At 53.4% G+C, this 18,624-nt stretch carries 12 protein-coding genes and 1 tRNA gene; 5 read left to right on the forward strand and 8 right to left on the reverse strand.

Features of this window, described 5'->3' with window-relative positions:
* Nucleotides 1–5 precede the first annotated feature (5 nt).
* From GFH31_RS02980 to cysK, 5 genes are all read left to right on the forward strand, one after another.
* A complete protein-coding gene (locus GFH31_RS02980) occupies nucleotides 6–878 on the forward strand; it encodes a sugar phosphate isomerase/epimerase family protein (protein ID WP_228385788.1) in 873 nt (290 codons plus the stop codon).
* 36 nt (nucleotides 879–914) lie between these two features.
* On the forward strand, nucleotides 915–2,387 hold the full coding sequence (locus GFH31_RS02985; RefSeq protein WP_101572825.1) for a Gfo/Idh/MocA family protein: 1,473 nt from the start codon (nucleotides 915–917) through the stop codon (nucleotides 2,385–2,387).
* Nucleotides 2,388–2,423: 36 nt separating this feature from the next.
* A complete protein-coding gene (locus GFH31_RS02990) occupies nucleotides 2,424–3,215 on the forward strand; it encodes a DUF1080 domain-containing protein (RefSeq protein WP_101572827.1) in 792 nt (263 codons plus the stop codon).
* Between the two features lie 270 nt (nucleotides 3,216–3,485).
* The gene (locus GFH31_RS02995) at nucleotides 3,486–7,268 is read left to right on the forward strand and encodes an ATP-binding protein (RefSeq protein ID WP_153498251.1); all 3,783 of its coding nucleotides are present in this window, start codon (nucleotides 3,486–3,488) and stop codon (nucleotides 7,266–7,268) included.
* 131 nt (nucleotides 7,269–7,399) lie between these two features.
* Nucleotides 7,400–8,347 (forward strand): cysteine synthase A, encoded by a 948-nt coding sequence (cysK, locus tag GFH31_RS03000; protein WP_153498250.1) that lies wholly within the window; start codon nucleotides 7,400–7,402, stop codon nucleotides 8,345–8,347.
* 561 nt (nucleotides 8,348–8,908) lie between these two features.
* On the opposite strand, the gene GFH31_RS03005 is transcribed toward cysK, so the two are convergent.
* The 8 genes from GFH31_RS03005 to mutS form a co-directional block, all read right to left on the reverse strand.
* A tRNA-Pro gene (locus GFH31_RS03005) sits at nucleotides 8,909–8,983 on the reverse strand.
* A gap of 199 nt (nucleotides 8,984–9,182) precedes the next feature.
* The gene (locus tag GFH31_RS03010; protein ID WP_101572854.1) at nucleotides 9,183–9,584 is read right to left on the reverse strand and encodes a DUF1573 domain-containing protein; all 402 of its coding nucleotides are present in this window, start codon (nucleotides 9,582–9,584) and stop codon (nucleotides 9,183–9,185) included.
* The gene (locus GFH31_RS03015; RefSeq protein ID WP_153498249.1) at nucleotides 9,584–10,852 is read right to left on the reverse strand and encodes a 6-bladed beta-propeller; all 1,269 of its coding nucleotides are present in this window, start codon (nucleotides 10,850–10,852) and stop codon (nucleotides 9,584–9,586) included. Before GFH31_RS03015 ends, GFH31_RS03010 begins: the two co-directional genes overlap by 1 nt.
* A gap of 34 nt (nucleotides 10,853–10,886) precedes the next feature.
* Nucleotides 10,887–12,110 carry a 6-bladed beta-propeller gene (locus tag GFH31_RS03020; RefSeq protein ID WP_118656171.1) on the reverse strand — a complete coding sequence of 408 codons (1,224 nt, stop codon included), beginning with the start codon at nucleotides 12,108–12,110 and terminating at the stop codon, nucleotides 10,887–10,889.
* Nucleotides 12,111–12,121: 11 nt separating this feature from the next.
* Nucleotides 12,122–12,499 (reverse strand): hypothetical protein, encoded by a 378-nt coding sequence (locus tag GFH31_RS03025; protein WP_153498248.1) that lies wholly within the window; start codon nucleotides 12,497–12,499, stop codon nucleotides 12,122–12,124.
* Nucleotides 12,500–12,746: 247 nt separating this feature from the next.
* A complete protein-coding gene (locus GFH31_RS03030) occupies nucleotides 12,747–14,999 on the reverse strand; it encodes a pyruvate formate lyase family protein (protein WP_153498247.1) in 2,253 nt (750 codons plus the stop codon).
* A gap of 303 nt (nucleotides 15,000–15,302) precedes the next feature.
* On the reverse strand, nucleotides 15,303–15,731 hold the full coding sequence (locus GFH31_RS03035) for an Hsp20/alpha crystallin family protein (protein ID WP_055203750.1): 429 nt from the start codon (nucleotides 15,729–15,731) through the stop codon (nucleotides 15,303–15,305).
* 300 nt (nucleotides 15,732–16,031) lie between these two features.
* Entirely contained in the window at nucleotides 16,032–18,623 is a 2,592-nt protein-coding gene (gene mutS / locus GFH31_RS03040) for a DNA mismatch repair protein MutS (protein ID WP_172970802.1), read from the reverse strand.
* Between the last annotated feature and the right edge of the window lies 1 nt (nucleotide 18,624).

Here is an 18,624-nt window from a genome sequence, read left to right on the forward strand (position 1 = left end):
CCATTATGGACAGAAGAGAATTCCTCAAGAAATCAATGTTGCTGACCGCCGGAGCCATGGTCGGCGGTTCCCTGTTTCCCGAAGCGACCCTGTCGGCCGCCCAAAGCGGAAGCGCCGCCGGGAAGAAAAAAACGATCGGGCTCCAGCTCTATTCGATCGGGGGCGATATGGGCAAAGACGCCGCCGGATCGTTGAAAAAAATATCGGACATGGGTTATTCGACCGCCGAAACCGCTTCATACGGAGACGGTAAATTCTACGGCCGCACGCCCGCCGAATTCCGCAAGATGGCCGAAGACGTCGGCATCCGGGTCACCGGAGCGCACCTCGGCCGCGGATACGACGCCGGATGGGAAGACTGGTGGAAGCAGGCTTGCGACGCGCAGGCTGCCGTCGGCGGCAAGTACATCGTACTGCCGGGCATCGATTTCGGGAAGACGGAAGCCGATCTGAAAAGAACCTGCGAATACTTCGACAAGGTGGGAGCCATCGCCAATGCCGCCGGCTTGAAATTCGGCTACCACAATCACGCCCACGAATTCAACAAACAGGACGGATACGTGATCGAGAACTACCTGCTCGAACATACCGATCCCGAGAAAGTGATGTTCGAACTGGACGTTTACTGGGCCAGCAAGGGCGGCGTCAACCCGTCGGCTTACATCCAGAAATACGCAGGGCGTTTCCCGCTGTTGCACATCAAGGACGACAATGTCATCGGAGCCAGCCAGACCATCGACTTCGAAGCGATCTTCAATGCCGCCTACAAACAGGGGCTCGAAGCTTACTACGTGGAGATCGAAGCCAACGACATCCCGCCGATGGAGTGCGCCGAAAAGAGCGCCGAATACCTCAGCGCAGCTAAATTCGTTAAATAACCGACATAACCAACCAAACTAAAACCTTTATATCTTATGGCAGAAAAAATATCCCGGAGAGACTTTTTGCGCACGAGCGCAGTCGGCCTGGCCGGACTGACCATCGTTCCGAGTTCCGTTTTCGGTAAAGCGGCCGGACAAACCGCCCCGAGCGACAAACTGAACATCGCGGCCGTCGGTATCGGCGGCATGGGCGCAGCCAACCTGTCGAACATGGAAACGGAGAACATCGTGGCCCTGTGCGACGTGGACTGGCAATATGCGAAAGGAACTTTCGACCGCTATTCGAAAGCCAAACGGTACTGGGATTACCGTAAGATGCTCGACGACATGGGCAAGAGCATCGACGCCGTGCTGGTGGCTACCGCCGACCACACCCACTGTATCGTCGCCGCCGAAGCCATGACCCTCGGCAAGCACGTTTACGTACAGAAACCGCTGACCCATTCGGTTTACGAATCGCGTCTGCTGACCAAACTGGCCAAGAAATACAAAGTAGCTACGCAGATGGGTAATCAGGGCGCGTCGGGAGCCGGCGTACGCCAGGTCTGCGACTGGATCTGGAACGGCGAGATCGGCGAAGTGACCCGCGTGGACACCTTCACCGACCGTCCGATCTGGCCGCAGGGGCTGATGCGCCCGAGCGAAGTGGATCAAATTCCCGAAACGCTGAACTGGGATCTGTTCATCGGACCGGCTCAGATGCGTCCGTACAACAAAATCTATACCCCGTGGAACTGGCGCGGTTGGTGGGATTTCGGCACCGGAGCCCTCGGCGACATGGCCTGCCACATCCTGCACCCGGTATTCAAAGGTCTGCAGTTGGGTTATCCCGACCGCGTACAGGGCAGTTCGACGGCCCTGCTGACCGATTGCGCCCCGAACGCCCAGATGGTGAAATACGTTTTCCCGGCCCGTGCGAAAAAAGAGAAAGTCAACATGCCCGAAGTGGAAGTAACCTGGTACGACGGCGGTCTGACCCCGCCGCGTCCGGCAGGCGTACCGGCAGGCAAATCGCTGAACGACAGCGGCGGCGGCGCTATCTTCTACGGAACGAAAGATACGCTGATCTGCGGTTGCTACGGCGTGAACCCGTGGCTGGTATCCGGCCGCAAACCGGAAGTTCCGAAGATGAACCGCGAAATCACCGCCAGCCACGAACAGGACTGGATCCGCGCCTGCAAAGAGAATCCTCAATCGCGCGTACAGACCTCGTCCGACTTCAGCGAAGCGGGTCCGTTCAACGAAATGGTCGTAATGGGCGTGCTGGCAGTACGTCTGCAGGGTCTGAACCGCGAACTGGAATGGGACGGCGAAAAGATGAAGTTCAAGAACATCGGCGCGAACGAAACGATGCAGATCATGATCGAAGACGGGTTCACGATCCACAACGGGCACCCGACCTTCAACAAACGCTACACCGATCCGTTCAACGCGAAAGAGTTTGCAGAACAGATGATCAAGCACAATTACCGCGACGGCTGGGAACTGCCGGCCATGCCCAAGTAATCAACGAATTATTAATTAATACACGAAGACAAGAAAATGAAACGATTAATGTGTGCTATCAGTTGCATGGCCGTTGCCGCAATGGCAGCTTCCTGCGTATCGAATCCGAATAAGAAAGCCGCGGCCGACAGCACGGCCACAGCCCAGACTGCCGATGTAGAAGAAGGCTTCGTTGCCATCTTCGACGGCAAAACGTTCGACGGATGGCGCGGCTACAACCGTACCGACGTGCCCTCGGCATGGACCATCGAAGACGGCTGCATCAAGATCAACGAGTCGGGCATGGGCGAAGCCGGTGCCAAGGACGGAGGCGATATCATTTTCGCCAACAAGAAGTTCAAGAACTTCGAACTGGCATTCGACTGGAAAGTCGATAAGGGAGCAAACAGCGGCGTTTTCTACCTGGCTCAGGAGATTCCGAACCAACCGATTTACATCTCCGCTCCGGAATACCAGGTGTTGGACAACGAGAACCATCCCGACGCCAAATTAGGCGTCGACGGCAACCGCCAGTCCGCTTCGCTGTACGACATGATCCCTGCGAAACCGCAGAACTCGAAACCGTTCGGCGAATGGAATACGGCCAAAATCCTCGTATATGACGGAACCGTGGCTCACTTCCAGAACGGCACGCAGGTCGTGGAATACCACTTGTGGACCCCGAAATGGAAAGAGATGCTCGACAACAGCAAATTCAGCAAGGACAAATGGCCGGAAGCCTACGAACTGCTGCTGAACTGCGGCGGTGAAAACCACGAAGGATACATCGGTCTGCAGGATCACGGCAACAACGTATGGTTCCGCAACATCCGCGTTAAGGAACTGTAAAATCGTCCGCAACCGGCGAAAATTCCGTCGGACTTCGCATATTCGAAAACCGGAACAGTATAGATTACTGTTCCGGTTTTTTATTCCGGTAATAAACAAACCGTTCCTATTTGCGGAAAATTATCGAAAAAGACACGGACGCCCCCTTTCCGCATTTTTTAAAATGCAAAAAAAATCATTACTTTGCTATATTAAACGATACTTTCTATCCGACTGATATCGCCGACAGACAGGAAGATACCGTTCATTGCTATTTTAACTCGGACGATAATGCGTATAAGAATATATCTGCTGCTGTGTATTGCGTTGTTGACAGGCGATTGCATACACGGCTCCGCTCGCTCGAAAGACGGTATCCTGGTCATCAGCTCCTATTCCCCGCTGAAAGAAAACGGCAACCACGTCATCGCGTCCCTGGTCGGCGCGCTCCGGGAAGAAACCGACAGGAACCTGTTCGTCGAATACATGGATTGTGAAAATTCGCCCGAACTGGCGGAGTGGAAATCATGGATGAACTCGATGTTCAGGGCGCACGACGAAACGCCCGAAGCGGTCGTGATCCTCGGCGGGGAAGCATGGACGACCTATCGGGAATGCGTCCCCGATACCTGGCGCGACGTTCCGGTCGTCCTGGGATTGGTAAAAAGAGGGTACATCGATTACGTAGCCCGGGAGAAAAAGAAAATAACCGATATACGGCAGATCTCCCCCATCGATTCGACGTTCGACGGTTTCCGGGTGACGGGTTATTATTACGCCGATTATTTCAACGAGAACATCGATTTTATCAAACGGTTGCAACCCGAGGTCACCCGCATCGCATTTTGCTATGACGACCGTTACGCGCACGATTTTTTCGAACCGTACCTGTCGCAACTGGTCGCCTCCCACCCGCCGCTCGAACTGGATTACCTGGTCGGCAGCCGGCTGTCGACCCAGGAACTGCTGAAAAGTATCTTCGCGATGGACAGCAGCTACGCGTTGCTGACCGGAGGATGGTACACCGACCGGAACCGTTACCCGCACGCCTATTCGATGCTTCACAACGAACTGACCCGACATTCGACAAAAAACATGTACCAACTGCAGGAGCAGGATCTGACGGAGGCCAACTACATCGGGGGCTACTTCGTTTCCGGCAAAGAACTCGGCCGGGACATCGCCGGACTGACCTACAGCGTACTGACCGAAGGGATCGAAAACAGCCCGGCATTCGGCCCCACCCCGTCGTCGCCCCGGCATCACGTCAATTACAAAACGCTCCTCAAAATGGGGATCGATCCGTCGCGGCTCCCCGCCGACACGGTACTGCACAACACCGACCCCACGCTGTTGGAGAGATATCCGGTCGAAGTCGCTCTCGTCTGCTGTCTATTGCTGCTACTGACCGCCAGCGCGATCTTCGCGCTGGTCTACCGCAGAAAACGCGAGCAACAATACAAAAAAAACTCGCAGAAGATGCAGCACCTGCTGGGATCGATGCCCAACATGGTCGTCATCTTCGACCGGGAGATGAACATCGTCGATATCCTCAATCCCGACCGGGTCATCATGCTCGGCAAGACGGTCGACGAACTGAAAGGCAACAACCTATACCGTCTGCAAGAAAACTTTCCGACATTTTCCGAAGCGGCGGACACATTGATTTCCCATGTAACTTCGACGGAAAAAACGAAACAGGCCCGCGATTTCAGTTACGAAGTCACCACGACCCGGAACAAAACGCTGTACTTCGAGGCCCGTTCCGTACCGTTCGAAGACCGCAAGGTGCTGCTTTTCGTCCACGATACGACGACACGGGTCGCGGCCGAGAAAAAAGCGGTCATGCTGAAAGATTTCCTGCAGTCGATTATCCACAGCCTTCCGGTCGGCGTATCCGTAAAGGACGCCAACGACCAATTCCGCTACCTGTTCTACAACAAAAAAGCGAACGACTTCTACAAAGAGGAGAAGGAGGTCAAGCTGGGTAAGAACGATTACGAACTAGACAGCCCGGTAGCCCGGCAATACCGCGAAGAGGACGAAAAAGCGCTGGAAAGCGAAACGCCGCTGGTGTTCGATCGGGTTATGTACGATAAAGAGACGAAATCCTACCGGTTCGGCGTCGCAACCAAATCGAGGCTGATCCGCGACGACGGTTCGCGGTATATCATCACGACCATCGCGGATATGACCGACCTGCATAAAAAGGAGACCGAACTGGACAACATCCGCAACGAACTCTCGATCGCCCTTGATGCGGGATCGCTGTCCGCATGGATTTACGATGTGGAGGAGGCGAAATTCATGTCGCTGTACAGCAACACGCTTTCCGACGGTTCGCCCAATCCGGACGTCATTCAACACATGGCGCATCCGGAAAGCCGCGCCGACCTCGACCAATTCATGGAAGCCCTGCTTTCGGGCAGGGAGCCGAAGCGCCGGGGCGTATTCCGTTTCATGCGCAACGGACAGTACGGATGGTACGAAACGTACGCCATCGCCCAGAAATCACCCCGTACGGGACGCGTCGTGCGGATCGTCGGAACCGAACGGAACATCAGCGACGAAATCGAGCAGCAACAGAAAAAAGAGGAGTCCCGGCTCCAATTGGAGCTGGCATTCGACGCCGCGGGCATTACGCCGTGGTCTTACGACGTCGAGAACGACGAATTTACCTCTCCGAGCGATAAATCGGTACTGTACGGACACCGGTATTCGTTGCAGGAAGCCGTGCAGGTGCTGATGCCCGACGACCGCAGGGCCTCTTTCCTCGAAGCGATCGGGCACCTGATCGACGGCACGACGCAGGCGATCGACGCCGTTTTCCTGTTCAAGCAGGCCTCCGGAAAGCAAGAGTGGTCTCAGATCGCCGCCAAAGCCTTCAAACGCGATTCGAACGGACGGGCCCGGAAAATCGTCGGAACCCGGAAGTACATCACCGAATCGTTCGAAGCGGAAAAAAAGTTGAAAGCCTACAACTTCAAATCGGATCTGGCAATCAAATCGAGCGGCATCGTCCAGTGGGATTACGACGTCCAGACCGGCATCATCTCTTCGCCGAACCAAAATGCATTCTTGCGCGACGGCCTGCCGATCGGAACTTATCTGAAACTGATCCACCCGGAAGATGCGAACCGCTTCAAAGAAGCCCTGCAAGGTATGATCGAGCGGGGAGACGAAACGATTCACCACCAAATCAGAATCAATATCCAACAGGAAGGCGGATATCGTTGGGCGGATATTCACGGCGTAGCTTTCGAACGCGACCCGAACGGACGGATCACCAAGATAACCGGGCTGCGGCGCGATATCACCGACCTGAAAAACATGACGCACGAGTTGATCGTTCTGCGCGACAGGGCCGAGGAAGCGAACCGTCTCAAAACGGCGTTCCTCGCCAACATGAGTCACGAGATACGCACTCCGCTGAACGCGATCGTCGGTTTTTCGAACCTGATCGCCCAAACGCGGAATCCCGAAGAGATCGCCGAATTCTGCAAAATTATCGAAACGAACAACGAACTGTTGCTGCAATTGATCAACGATATCCTCGACCTGTCGAAAATCGAAGCCGGACAGCTCGAGTTCGTCTACTCGGACATCGACATGAACGAACTGTTCCGGAACCTGGAGCAAATTTACCTTTTCCGACTCAAAGGAACGGTGCAATTGATCTGCAACCTGCCCGAACGAACGTTCGTCACCCATTCGGAAAGGAACCGGCTCACGCAGGTCGTGTCGAACTTCCTGAGCAACGCCTGTAAGTTCACGACGGAAGGATCGATCACGATGGGATACGAATGCTCCGACGGTCTCATCCGTTGTTTCGTCACGGATACGGGCAAGGGCATCGCCCCGGAAAATCTTCCTCACGTATTCGAACGGTTCGCCAAGTTCGACGCTTTCATTCAGGGAACGGGATTGGGGCTTTCTATCTGTAAAACGATCATCGACAAACTGGGAGGCGAAATCGGCGTCGAATCCGAGGAGGGAAAAGGGACGACTTTCTGGTTTACGATTCCGCCCCGGCCGCCCGAAGGCGGAGACCCGGAAACGATCGCGGATCTCTGACCGGTCAAAAATACGAACCCCGGCCGATTTTTCCGGCGGAACCGATTTATGGTATGAAAATAGCAGTTTTGCGACTGTAATGTTTCGGCGGCCCGGCCGCCCAACGAATAAACGACATAAAAAACAATACGATGGAAAAAATTGCCAAACGACTGACCGATCTGATCGGCAACACTCCGCTGCTCGAACTGAACCAATACGGCAGCAAACACGACCTTCCCGCCCGGATCATTGCAAAACTCGAATATTTCAATCCGGCCGGCAGCGTGAAAGACCGCATAGCGTTGGCCATGATCGACGACGCAGAGAAAAAAGGCCTGCTCAAACCGGGCAGCGTCATCATCGAGCCGACCAGCGGCAACACCGGAGTCGGCCTGGCGCTCGTCTCCGCCGTTCGCAAATACCGATTGATCCTGACGATGCCCGACACGATGAGCGTCGAACGCAGAAACCTGCTGAAAGCCCTTGGCGCGGAGATCGTCCTGACGCCAGGGGCCGAAGGCATGAAAGGAGCCATCGCAAAAGCCGAAGCGCTGAAAGCGGAGCATCCGGGGGCGATCATCCTGCAACAATTCGAAAACCCGGCCAATCCGGCTGTCCACGTCGCCACGACCGGCAAAGAGATCTGGCGCGACACGGACGGAAAGGTAGACCTGTTCGTCGCCGGAGTCGGAACGGGCGGAACCGTCAGCGGTGTCGGGAAAGCGTTGAAGAAGCACAATCCGGCCGTCCGGATCGTGGCGGTCGAACCGCAGGACTCACCGGTACTCTCCGGCGGAAAGCCCGGCCCGCACAAAATACAGGGCATCGGGGCCGGATTCGTCCCCAAAATTTACGATGCTGGCGTAGTGGATGAAATAATCCCCGTAAGCAACGACGATGCGATCCGCACCAGCCGCGAGCTGGCCGCCGAAGAAGGACTGCTCGTCGGCATATCGGCCGGAGCGGCGGCGGCGGCGGCGACGCAACTCGCTCTGCGGCCCGAAAACAAAGGGAAAAACATCGTCGTCCTGCTGCCGGACACCGGCGAACGCTACCTGTCGACCCTACTCTACGCATTCGACGAATATCCGCTGTAAAACACGGCTGACGCCGGCTCTGGCCAGGAGTTCGAAAAAAGATTCCGCCGCCTTTCCGGAACGCCTTAAAATTGATGTAACAGCCTAATAAATAGGGCTGTTACATTTTTTATAATAGGACGAGGTAACGAAAAAGCAACGGTTCTATTTTCCGTGTTTTGCTTTTGGATTCACACTATCAAACAACTGATAATAAGGCAATAAAACACTTCGAGAACAGCAAATTCTGGAGCTCTTCTATTCAGTTCAGACCTTAATCATATTTTTCTCCAATGCTTCCGGCTTTAGTAGCTTGCTGTGCAGTACCGATTTACAAACGACGAACAGTCTCTATGAAAAGTGTAGTTTATCATAAAACAGGTGAAAATTCCGCATCCGTCCAGTCATCTCCTCTCGGAGCGAAATAAACCTTCCATTATGTATTAAGTATCTACGATGATTTTTTGTTCGTTTTCATTTGTATTTGTTTTACGCAATAGCGTCAGTAAAACGTCAGTAATAAAAAAATAAGAATAAAAAAACAGGTTAGAAACCTAATCTAACCTGTTGATTTTTAACTTGTCGGGGTGAAAGGATTCGAACCTTCGACCACACGCCCCCCAGACGTGTACTCTAACCGGGCTGAGCTACACCCCGTAGCCGTAAAAGCAGTGCAAATGTAGCATAAAAAAGTCATTCTGCAAAACTTTTACACGTCATTTTCCACGGCAGGCGTTTTCAAACGTTCCACAAATAGATTAAAAGTCATTTCCCCCTTATCCGAGATCTCCACGGCTTCACTTCCCGACGCCGAACCGACCGGCCGTAGCGTAAATACGATATAGAAACGATGCTTTTATTTGTTCTGTCCGAATCCTTTTACCGATATCCTGACAGGCAGATCGTACCCCTCCGCAATCAAATCGGCCTCCTGCTCGAAGTGCCCCGGAACGACCGGGTGTACGCGCAAACGCACCGAAGCCGTATCGCCGGGAGCCAGCGGACGGGGACGCAGACTCACTACCGACAGGCAGCCGCAGGTCGTTTCGATCCGGTCGATCTGCAAAGGCTCCGTACCGGCGTTTCTGTAAACCACGTTAAACACGGTATCCCGGCTGATCGGGAACTTCCCCAAGTCGATCAACGTATCGGTTTCGATCTCCGGAGACGCGGACGCCGCACCGTTCCCGCATCCCGGCCAGCCCAGACACACCCCGGCAAGCCCCAAAAGAGAACATGCGATTTTCACCGTTTTCATCAGATACTGTCCAAAGGATAATAAACGATAACCGGATTGTCGTTCTCTTCGGTCGAATCAACGATCTCGCGGATCCGGGGATCGGAATAAATCGGGTCGTCGTCCATCTTCGCCCGGTCGATCCCCGCAATCTCGTAAGCGGGGATGCAACTTACCAACGCATTCTCGGTAGCCGTGCAAAAAGTTTTCCGCCCGGGATAAAACAGACTGCTCCCCCACGTCCCCGCCGGGGAGTAATGAATGGCCCGGCGGGTCTTCAGATCCCAAATCAGGTAATTGACGGCATGGAATGTAATCTCTTTCAATTCGTTATTCAAATAATACGTTCCTGTTCCTCGATAGATGTGATATTCCGCACAACCGAACTTCTCGGTCAACCAGACCCGTTCGATTCCGCTGGAATAACCTTTTTTTTGAGCCTTACTGACCACTTCCGGATAATAATCATAGGGACCGCCATCGTCAATCGCCTTTTGAGGGAACGCTTGTTTACCGGTCTGTATTACATACAAAGGGTCTACGCGTCCGTCGTGCCACGTGTATAATGTATCGTTCAGGACGGAAGTCATCAAGAACATACCGTTGTTTTTAGCCATCGACGGTTGCGCTACTCCGCATGACGTCGCACCTGTCACCCGATAAGGCAACGCATAATCCCGAAACGCGTAATTACCCGCCTTAAATACCCCGTATTCATTAGGATAATCCTGAGCATTCGTGAATAGTACGACCAGGTTCTGATCGTCGGCCAGAGACATATCCTTGATAAAATCCATCTCCTCGGCATAACCGACCTTTTCGAGCAATTTTCCATCGAAGCCGTAACGGAAAATCTTTTTACGCAAAATATCATATACGCCTATAAACTCGCCTTGACCGTCGACATAGAAAGCCCCCATACTCAACTGTTCTTGGGGACCTCTGCCGATCTGCCCGATCCGATTTCTAAATGCGCCGGTCGAATCGAAAACCAAAATACGTTTGTCATCCTGAACGACAATAAAGTTTTTATGGACGACAACCTTTTGGATTTGACCGATCAGACAATCGTCCGAGGTCTCTAATTTCACAAATCTCCATCTATCGGGAAGACTGTCTTTCAAAAACGGATTTTTTACCGGACAATCTTTCGTACGGAAGATCGTCACCCCGGAAAGAACCCGATCGTTCGGTTGACTACATCCTACTGCTAATAATATTAAAACCAATACGGCATACTTCACAATAACAATCTCTTTTAATTTAGAGTTTCCGACCAACTCGGTCATTCTTCAAAAAAACATGCGATTTTCACCGTTTTCATCAGATACTGTCCAAAGGATAATAAACGATAACCGGATTGTCGTTCTCTTCGGTCGAATCAACGATCTCGCGGATCCGGGAATCGGAATAAATCGGGTCGCCGTCCATCTTCGCCCGGTCGATCCCCGCAATCTCGTAAGCGGGGATGCAACTCACCAACTCATTTTCGGTAGCCGTGCAAAAATTTTTTTGGCCGGGATAAAACAAGTTGATGCCCCACGTCCCCGCCGGGGAGTAATGAATGGCCCGATGGGTCTTCAGATCCCAAATCAGATAATTGACGGCATGAAATATCATTTCGTGCAATTGGTTATTCATATAAAATGACCCTGTCCCTCGATAGATGTGATATTCCACACAACCGAACTTCTCGGTCAACCAGACCCGTTCAATTCCGCTGGAATAACCTTCCCGTTGGGCTTTGTCAACCACTTTCTGATAGCAGGTGTAAGGCCCTCCGTTATCTATCAGTTTCTGCGGAATCGTTTTTTTGCCTGTTTTAACCAACAGCGAAGGCACCAGTTTTCCCTGCGAAAAAGCGTACAGAGTATCCGACAAAACGGCTGTGACCATAAGAGTCGCGTCGTTTTTACCGAAAGAGGGTCTCGCCACGTCGGATGCTATTTCACTCATGACACGAAAAGGCAATGCGTAAGAACGGAACGCATAGTTCCGTTCTTTGAAAACCGCATATTCATTGGGATAATCATTGGCATTCCTGAATTGAACGACTACATGCTTATCGTCGGCTTTGCATAAATCCGCAATAAAATCCAACTCTTTATCGCAATCGACCTTCTCGATCAAATCGCCGTCGAAAGCATAACGGAAAATTTTGTGCAGCAAAGCATCGTAAATACCTACGAATTCCCGTTCTTTATCCACATAAAAAGCGTCGATACTCAACTGTTCTTTGGGGCCTCTTCCTTTTTGCCCGATCCGATTTCGGAATACTCCCGCGGAATCGAAGACGAAAACATGCTGATCATCCTGAATAAAGATAAGATCCTTACAAATAGCAACTTTTTTGATCTGCCCGATAAGGCAGCTATCGCTGGTTTCAAGCTTTACGAAACGCCATTTATGCGGAACGCTGTCTTTCAGAAAAGGATTTTTAACAGGACATTCTGCTACATCAATAACGCTGACCTCCAATAAGCCTGTTTTTACTGAATCATTACATCCGAGTAAAAACAGGCTCACGATGATAAGAAATTGTTTCATTAATTTATGAATTATAATTCCTGTATTACACTCAAATGTGATTTAGCACAGCAGTTATTGTCTTTAGAAGGACATATCCCATAACGCACTGTCTTAGTAACACCGACTTCTCCACCTCCAGAGATGGGAAAATCTATTCCTCCAATAGTAACGACAATTGTTCCACCTGTACTTAAGGAAGTAGTTACTCTCGTGGGCTCGGAATAATTTTCCACGGCATCACGCACGTATGTAAAGATATCACAATCATCCACCCCTTCATCTCCACTCAACGCTTCGACATTGGCAAGCAGCAGATCCGAAGAAGCGGAATTGCCCTCAAAATAAACGGTCGCAGAAAAAGCGACAACGCCGGCAGCCATAACGGCAAAGAGTAAATTCTTTTTCATTTTTGTAAAATTTAAGATTATTGAATAAGGTAAAATATCGTATTTATACTATCAAATATAGCATTGAAATATTTCTTGAACAATATTTTGTCAACAAAAATCGCATAAAAGGCTTTTTTCTATCAAGAAAAAAGCCTTTTATGCGATTTACACTCAGTCTCTTCGACGGAATATTTTTGACCCAACACCTAAAACGATACGAATCAACAACATACCGTTTTCAATCGCCGCTCACAAACATCGCCCGTTACACGATCTGCTGCGTCCGCTGGATAACCATGTCCTGCCACTCTTTGCAGAGCGTCGTGAAACGGGCCGACCATCCGGCTACGCGCACCGGTAGGTTCGGGTACTTCTCCGGGTGCATCTGCGCGTCGATCAGCGTCGCCGAATCGACTACGTCGATGTGCATGTAGAAACCGCCCTTCTCGCGGAACGTCTTGGCCAGCGCGACCAGCGCGGCGATCCCGTTCTCGTCCTTGACCGAATCGGGCAGGACTTTCAGTTCGACCGTAGCGCCGTTCGGACAGCGGGTGAAATCGAGTTTGCAGTACGAATTCAGCACGGCCGTCGGCCCCTTGCGGTCGCTGCCGGGCGTCGGCGAACAGTTCGTCGCCAGGATATCCCCGACGCGACTGCCTTCGGGCGTCGCCCGTCGCGCCATCCGCCAGTCGATCTCGCGGCCGAACGTACTGATCCCGCACGGACGTTTCAGTCCGTTGCGCTCCTTGACCCGGCCGACGATCGAGGTATAGTCGTCAAACACCCGTTTCATCATATCGTCGGCCTCGGCGTGGTCGTTGCCGTAGAACGTAAAACGGTTCTGCACCAGTCGCCGCAGGCCCTCGTTGCCCTCCCAGTTGTGACGAAGGATATTGACGAAATGGTTCAGCCCGATGTAATTTTCTTCGAAGACCAGCTTTTTCAGCACCAGCAGGCTGTTGGCCGTATCGCTGACTCCGCCGTAGTGGATGCCGTTGACCGTATATTTCGGGCCGCGCTCGTAATAACCGCGTCCCTTCTCGATGCATCCTTCGACGAACATCGACACCAGCGGATTGGGGTTGTTCGGATCGTTCCAACTGCCGTCCAGCGCTTTTTGCAGATTGTCGATCTCCCGGCCGAGTTCCGACGTAAAACGGCCGTAGACCGTTTCGAAATCGTCCGCTTCGAGCGGAACGTCCTTATCGAGGTTCAGTGCGCGGAACAACGGCTGCATCATGTCGCAAGGCGAATAGATGAACGCCGTCTTGCCCGGAATGATCGCTTCCCAGCAACCGTCGTTGGTAAACTCGCGGGCTTCTTCGAGCGGATAGCCGAACTGCACCAACCCGTCGATCACGGTATTCTCGTTGTACATCGAAACGATCCCGCCGCCGAAACGTTGCACCTCGGCAATCCGGCGGAACAGTTTCTCGGGCGTATGATCGCCGATACGCACGGCGATCGGATAATCGCTGATATGCAACTCTTCGACGACATCCAGGACGAGGTAGGTAATCGGATTGGTCACTTCGTTCCCGTCCTTGTCGATCCCGCCGAGGATAATGTTCTGATAGAACTGGGCATCCCCCGAACCGTTGAATTCGCCGATCCACTCGGTTCCTTTGATCCAAAAATGGGCGATCAGTTCGCGGGCTTCGTCCAGCGTGATCTTCCCTTTCTGCAGGTCGGCCTCCAGATAAGGCCACAACATCTGGTCGAAACGCCCGATCCCCGACCAGTTGCCCATCAACCGGTGAAAAGCGTACAGCGACCATAGCGACTGCACCGCTTCGCGGAAGTTACGCGGCGGATTCTCGGGGACGTTTTCGAGCGTATCGATGATATTCTGGTAAAACCGGCGTTCGCTGTCCGGCGCATTCCCTTTCATCTCCTTGAGCAGAGCGATGTTGCGCTGCTGCCACAGCGCAGCGGCATCGAGAGTCATCAGCATGGATTCGAGCAGGTCGGTTCCGTGCGAATCCAGCCCGCCCCGGCTCAGCCGTTCGTCGATCTCGGCCCGTAGCCCCTTATACCCCTGATGCAACACTTTGGCGAATCCGACGGTAGTATGGCTGACCGAGCCCATGTTCAGCGCCGGAATGCGGTGTTGCGCCGCTTCGCGCAGCGTGGCCGACCCGACGATCAGTTCGCCCGGCAGAATACGCAACGGAGCATTCCGCGCCACGCTCAGAGCCGCATAGCCGTATTTGCGGTTATTCGACAATTTTTCATCGCGCCCTTCGGGAAATTCCCAGTCGACGGTAGGCATGTTGCGGCCGTGCTGACCGGACAGCCCCATTTGCGCCAAGTGGTGCGTGATATCGCTGAGACGTTTCGGCGATTCGGGATGCCACGCCTGCCCCCAGTTATAGAGATGTTCGCCCGGTTCGGACAAGGCTTTCGCCGGCGCGCTTCCGGCAAACACTTTTTCATTGAGTCCCACAAACAGGGCGCACAATCCGAGCGACGAGCGTTTCAGAAATTCGCTTCGCGAAATGCGTTCTTGATTGTTCATCGTATTTCAGGTTTATAGGTTTTAGCGTCAATTCTTACGCGGCAATTCCCGCCCCCATTCAAACGCACACCGCCTTTTGGCGAAGTTAATAATTAAAATACGGAAATGCAATACATTATTCCGTCTCCGTCCGATCTTTTTCCGGGGCGGACCGCCCGTCTCCCACAGCTTCTTCCTGCACAGATCGCGCGGCCGGCCGCACTCCCGTCCCTGCCCCGCGACTTCTCCGGCCGAAAACGGAAAGCGGAGAAAACTTCCGCATGGAAATTTTCTCCGCTTTCGGTACAGGGAAACCGCCGGCCGTTATTTGACGGCGATCTCCTTCACCTTCTTCGCTTCGACGGCTTCCTGTTTTTTCGGAATGTCGATGGTCAGCACGCCGTTCTGCACTTTCGCGTCGATCTTATCTTTTTCGACGTTCTCCGGCAGGATCATCACCTGCTGGAAACGACTGTACGAAAATTCGCGACGCAGGTACCTGCCCTTCTTGTCCTCGTCCTTGTGTTCTTCTTTTTTCTCCATCGAAACGACCAACTGGTTATCGGCGTCGATTTTCACCGAAAAATCATCCTTGGTCATTCCCGGCGCAGCCAGTTCGACTTTATAATCCGTGTCCGATTCGATGATGTTGATGGCCGGCGAAGCGCTGTTGGCTTTTTCGATCCATTCGTTCCCGAAGAAATCGTTGAAAATTCCCGGTAACCAATTCTGAGATTTTTTTACAGGCATCATAGTTTTGTCCTCCCAAATATTTTAAATTATTAAACATTCTTTTAAACCTTACCCGGGCTCTCTCTTCCCGGTTCCGGAAAGAAAATACTCAAAATATATGCCACGCATACCAAACAAAAAGCCACAGGACGCTGCCCGAACGGCTATGTCCTGTGACTCTGTAAATTAAAAAAAACGAATGCCCGGCGCCGGAATCCAAACAAGTTGTCAACTTGTCACGCATCTATGAAAAAATGTCCGGAACAATGTCATTTTTTCACTGACAATCAACTAATTGCCAACAACATCATGTCATACAAATCAAATCCCCGTAATTTTTTTAATCTCACTCAGTTTATTGAGCGCTTCGAGCGGCGTCAGCGAATTGATATCCAGCCCCCGGATCTCGTCCCGGATTTGCTTGAGCACCGGATCGTCCAACTGGAACATACTGAGCTGTATGCCGTTGCTTCCATACTGGGCGACCGTGGGAGCTTTCTTCTTATTGTCCTTGAGCTTGCCCCGGTGGGCCGACTCCATATCGTTCAGTATCCGGGCTGCCCGCTCGGTCACCTGCCCCGGCATCCCGGCCATTTTCGCCACATGGATACCGAACGAGTGCTCCGTACCGCCGCGCACCAGTTTCCGCAGGAAGATCACCTTGCGGTTCACCTCTTTGACCGACACGTTGTAGTTTTTCACCCGTTCGTACAACTCTTCCATCTCGTTCAGTTCGTGATAGTGCGTCGCGAACAGCGTCTTCGCCCGCGCCGTCGGATGCTGGTGAATGTACTCGACCATCGCCCAGGCGATCGAGATCCCGTCGTAGGTACTCGTCCCGCGTCCGATCTCGTCGAGCAGCACCAGGCTGCGCTCCGAAATATTATTCAGGATGCTGGCCGACTCGAGCATCTCGACCATGAACGTCGATTCGCCCTGCGAAATGTTGTCCGAAGCGCCCACCCGCGTGAAGATCTTGTCCACGATCCCGATACGGGCCTCTTTCGCCGGCACGTAGCATCCCATCTGCGCCATCAGTACGATCAGCGCCGTCTGCCGCAGCAACGCCGACTTACCGGACATGTTGGGGCCGGTAATGATGATGATCTGCTGCGACGAGTCGTCGAGCAGCACGTCGTTCGGAACGTACTCCTCGCCCACTTTCATCAGCGTCTCGATCACCGGGTGACGCCCTTCGCGGATGTCGAGAACCGACGAATCGTTGACATCGGGCCGGCAATAGTTCCGTTCGACGGCCAGCGACGCGAATGACAGCAGGCAGTCGATCCGCGCGATCGCCGAAGCGTTTACCTGGATCTGCGCGGTATACTGCGCCAGTTCGGCCAGCAGCGCCGCAAACAACTCCTGCTCAAGCACCAGGATACGGCTCTCGGCTCCGAGAATCTTCTCCTCGTACTCCTTGAGTTCCGACGTGATATAGCGTTCGGCTCCGGTCAGCGTCTGCTTGCGTATCCACGATTGCGGCACCTTGTCCTTGTGGGTATTGCGCACTTCGATGTAGTAACCGAACACGTTGTTGAAGCTGATCTTCAGCGACGGGATGCCGGTCGCTTCGCTCTCGCGCTGCTGGATACCGGCGAGAATCTCTTTACCGTGCGCCGCGACGTTACGCAGGTCGTCCAGCTCGATGTTGACGCCCGAAGCGATGACGCCCCCCTTCTGGATCTGGTTCGACGGATCGGGATAGACCTCCCGCTCGATCCGGTCGCGCACCTGCAGGCACAGGTCGAGCTTGTCGGCCAGCTCCCGCAACGGCTCCGCCCCGGAGCGTTCCAGCGTATTTTTGATCTTTTCGACGGCAAAAAGGGCATTTTTGAGCTGCACCACCTCGCGCGGGGTCACCCTCCCTACGGCGATCCGCGAGATGATCCGTTCCAGATCTCCGACCACGCCGACGGCTCCGGCAAGCGTTTCGCGCAGCGCGGCGTCGCCGATAAACAGCGACACGATGTCCAGCCGGCGGTTGATCTGCCGCAGATCCTTCAGCGGCAGCGATATCCAGCGACGCAACATCCGCGCGCCCATCGGCGACGAAGTCCGGTCGAGCACATCGAACAGCGAACGGCCCTCCTCGCCGCCGTTGGCCGAAAACAGTTCGAGATTCCGAATCGAAAACTTGTCGATCCACACGAAGCGGTCCTCGTCGATCCGCGCGATGGACGATATGTGTTTGGTATCGCGGTGCTCGGTAAATTCGAGGTAATAAAGAATGGCTCCTGCCGCCACGATGGCTTCCGGCATCCGGTCGATGCCGAATCCCTTCAGCGAAGCGGTGCCGAACTGGGTTTGCAACTTCTCCCTGCCGGCATCTTCGGCGAACATCCACGGGTCGAGCCGGTAGGTATAGTACCGCGATCCGAAAGCTTCCGTAAATTCGGCTTCGCACCCTTTCTGGTAAATGATCTCTTTCGGCGACAGGTTGGCCAACAGTTTGTCGACATACTTGTCGTCGCCTTCGGCCGCATAAAATTCGCCGGTCGAAATATCCAGAAACGCCACGCCGGTGCGCTTCTTACCGAAAAAAACCGATGCGAGAAAAGTATTTTCCTTGCAGTTCAACACGTTGTCGCTATACGACACGCCCGGCGTAACCAATTCGATCACGCCGCGCTTGACGATCTTCTTCGTGGTTTTCGGGTCCTCGAGCTGCTCGCAAATCGCTACCCGTTCGCCGGCGCGCACCAATTTCGGCAGGTAGGTGTCGATGGCATGGTACGGAAACCCGGCCAGTTCGACGAACGAAGCCGAGCCGTTGGCCCGGCGCGTCAACGTAATGCCCAGTATCCGGCTGGCCCGGATCGCATCCTCGCCGAAAGTTTCATAAAAATCGCCCACCCGGAACAGCAGGATGGCGTCGCCGTGCACCGCTTTCACGCCGTAGTACTGTTTCATC

The sequence above is a fragment of the Alistipes sp. dk3624 genome, assembly GCF_009557455.1.
GTDB lineage: Bacteria > Bacteroidota > Bacteroidia > Bacteroidales > Rikenellaceae > Alistipes_A > Alistipes_A hominis.

Bases quoted from the DNA above. Each gene is read 5' to 3' on its own strand.
- GFH31_RS03035 (WP_055203750.1), bottom strand. From the start codon at position 15,731: ATGATGCCTGTAAAAAAATCTCAGAATTGGTTACCGGGAATTTTCAAC.
- GFH31_RS02985 (WP_101572825.1), top strand. From the start codon at position 915: ATGGCAGAAAAAATATCCCGGAGAGACTTTTTGCGCACGAGCGCAGTC.
- cysK (WP_153498250.1), top strand. From the start codon at position 7,400: ATGGAAAAAATTGCCAAACGACTGACCGATCTGATCGGCAACACTCCG.
- GFH31_RS03025 (WP_153498248.1), bottom strand. From the start codon at position 12,499: ATGAAAAAGAATTTACTCTTTGCCGTTATGGCTGCCGGCGTTGTCGCT.
- mutS (WP_172970802.1), bottom strand. From the start codon at position 18,623: ATGAAACAGTACTACGGCGTGAAAGCGGTGCACGGCGACGCCATCCTG.
- GFH31_RS02980 (WP_228385788.1), top strand. From the start codon at position 6: ATGGACAGAAGAGAATTCCTCAAGAAATCAATGTTGCTGACCGCCGGA.
- GFH31_RS03030 (WP_153498247.1), bottom strand. From the start codon at position 14,999: ATGAACAATCAAGAACGCATTTCGCGAAGCGAATTTCTGAAACGCTCG.
- GFH31_RS02990 (WP_101572827.1), top strand. From the start codon at position 2,424: ATGAAACGATTAATGTGTGCTATCAGTTGCATGGCCGTTGCCGCAATG.
- GFH31_RS03010 (WP_101572854.1), bottom strand. From the start codon at position 9,584: ATGAAAACGGTGAAAATCGCATGTTCTCTTTTGGGGCTTGCCGGGGTG.
- GFH31_RS02995 (WP_153498251.1), top strand. From the start codon at position 3,486: ATGCGTATAAGAATATATCTGCTGCTGTGTATTGCGTTGTTGACAGGC.
- GFH31_RS03015 (WP_153498249.1), bottom strand. From the start codon at position 10,852: ATGACCGAGTTGGTCGGAAACTCTAAATTAAAAGAGATTGTTATTGTG.
- GFH31_RS03020 (WP_118656171.1), bottom strand. From the start codon at position 12,110: ATGAAACAATTTCTTATCATCGTGAGCCTGTTTTTACTCGGATGTAAT.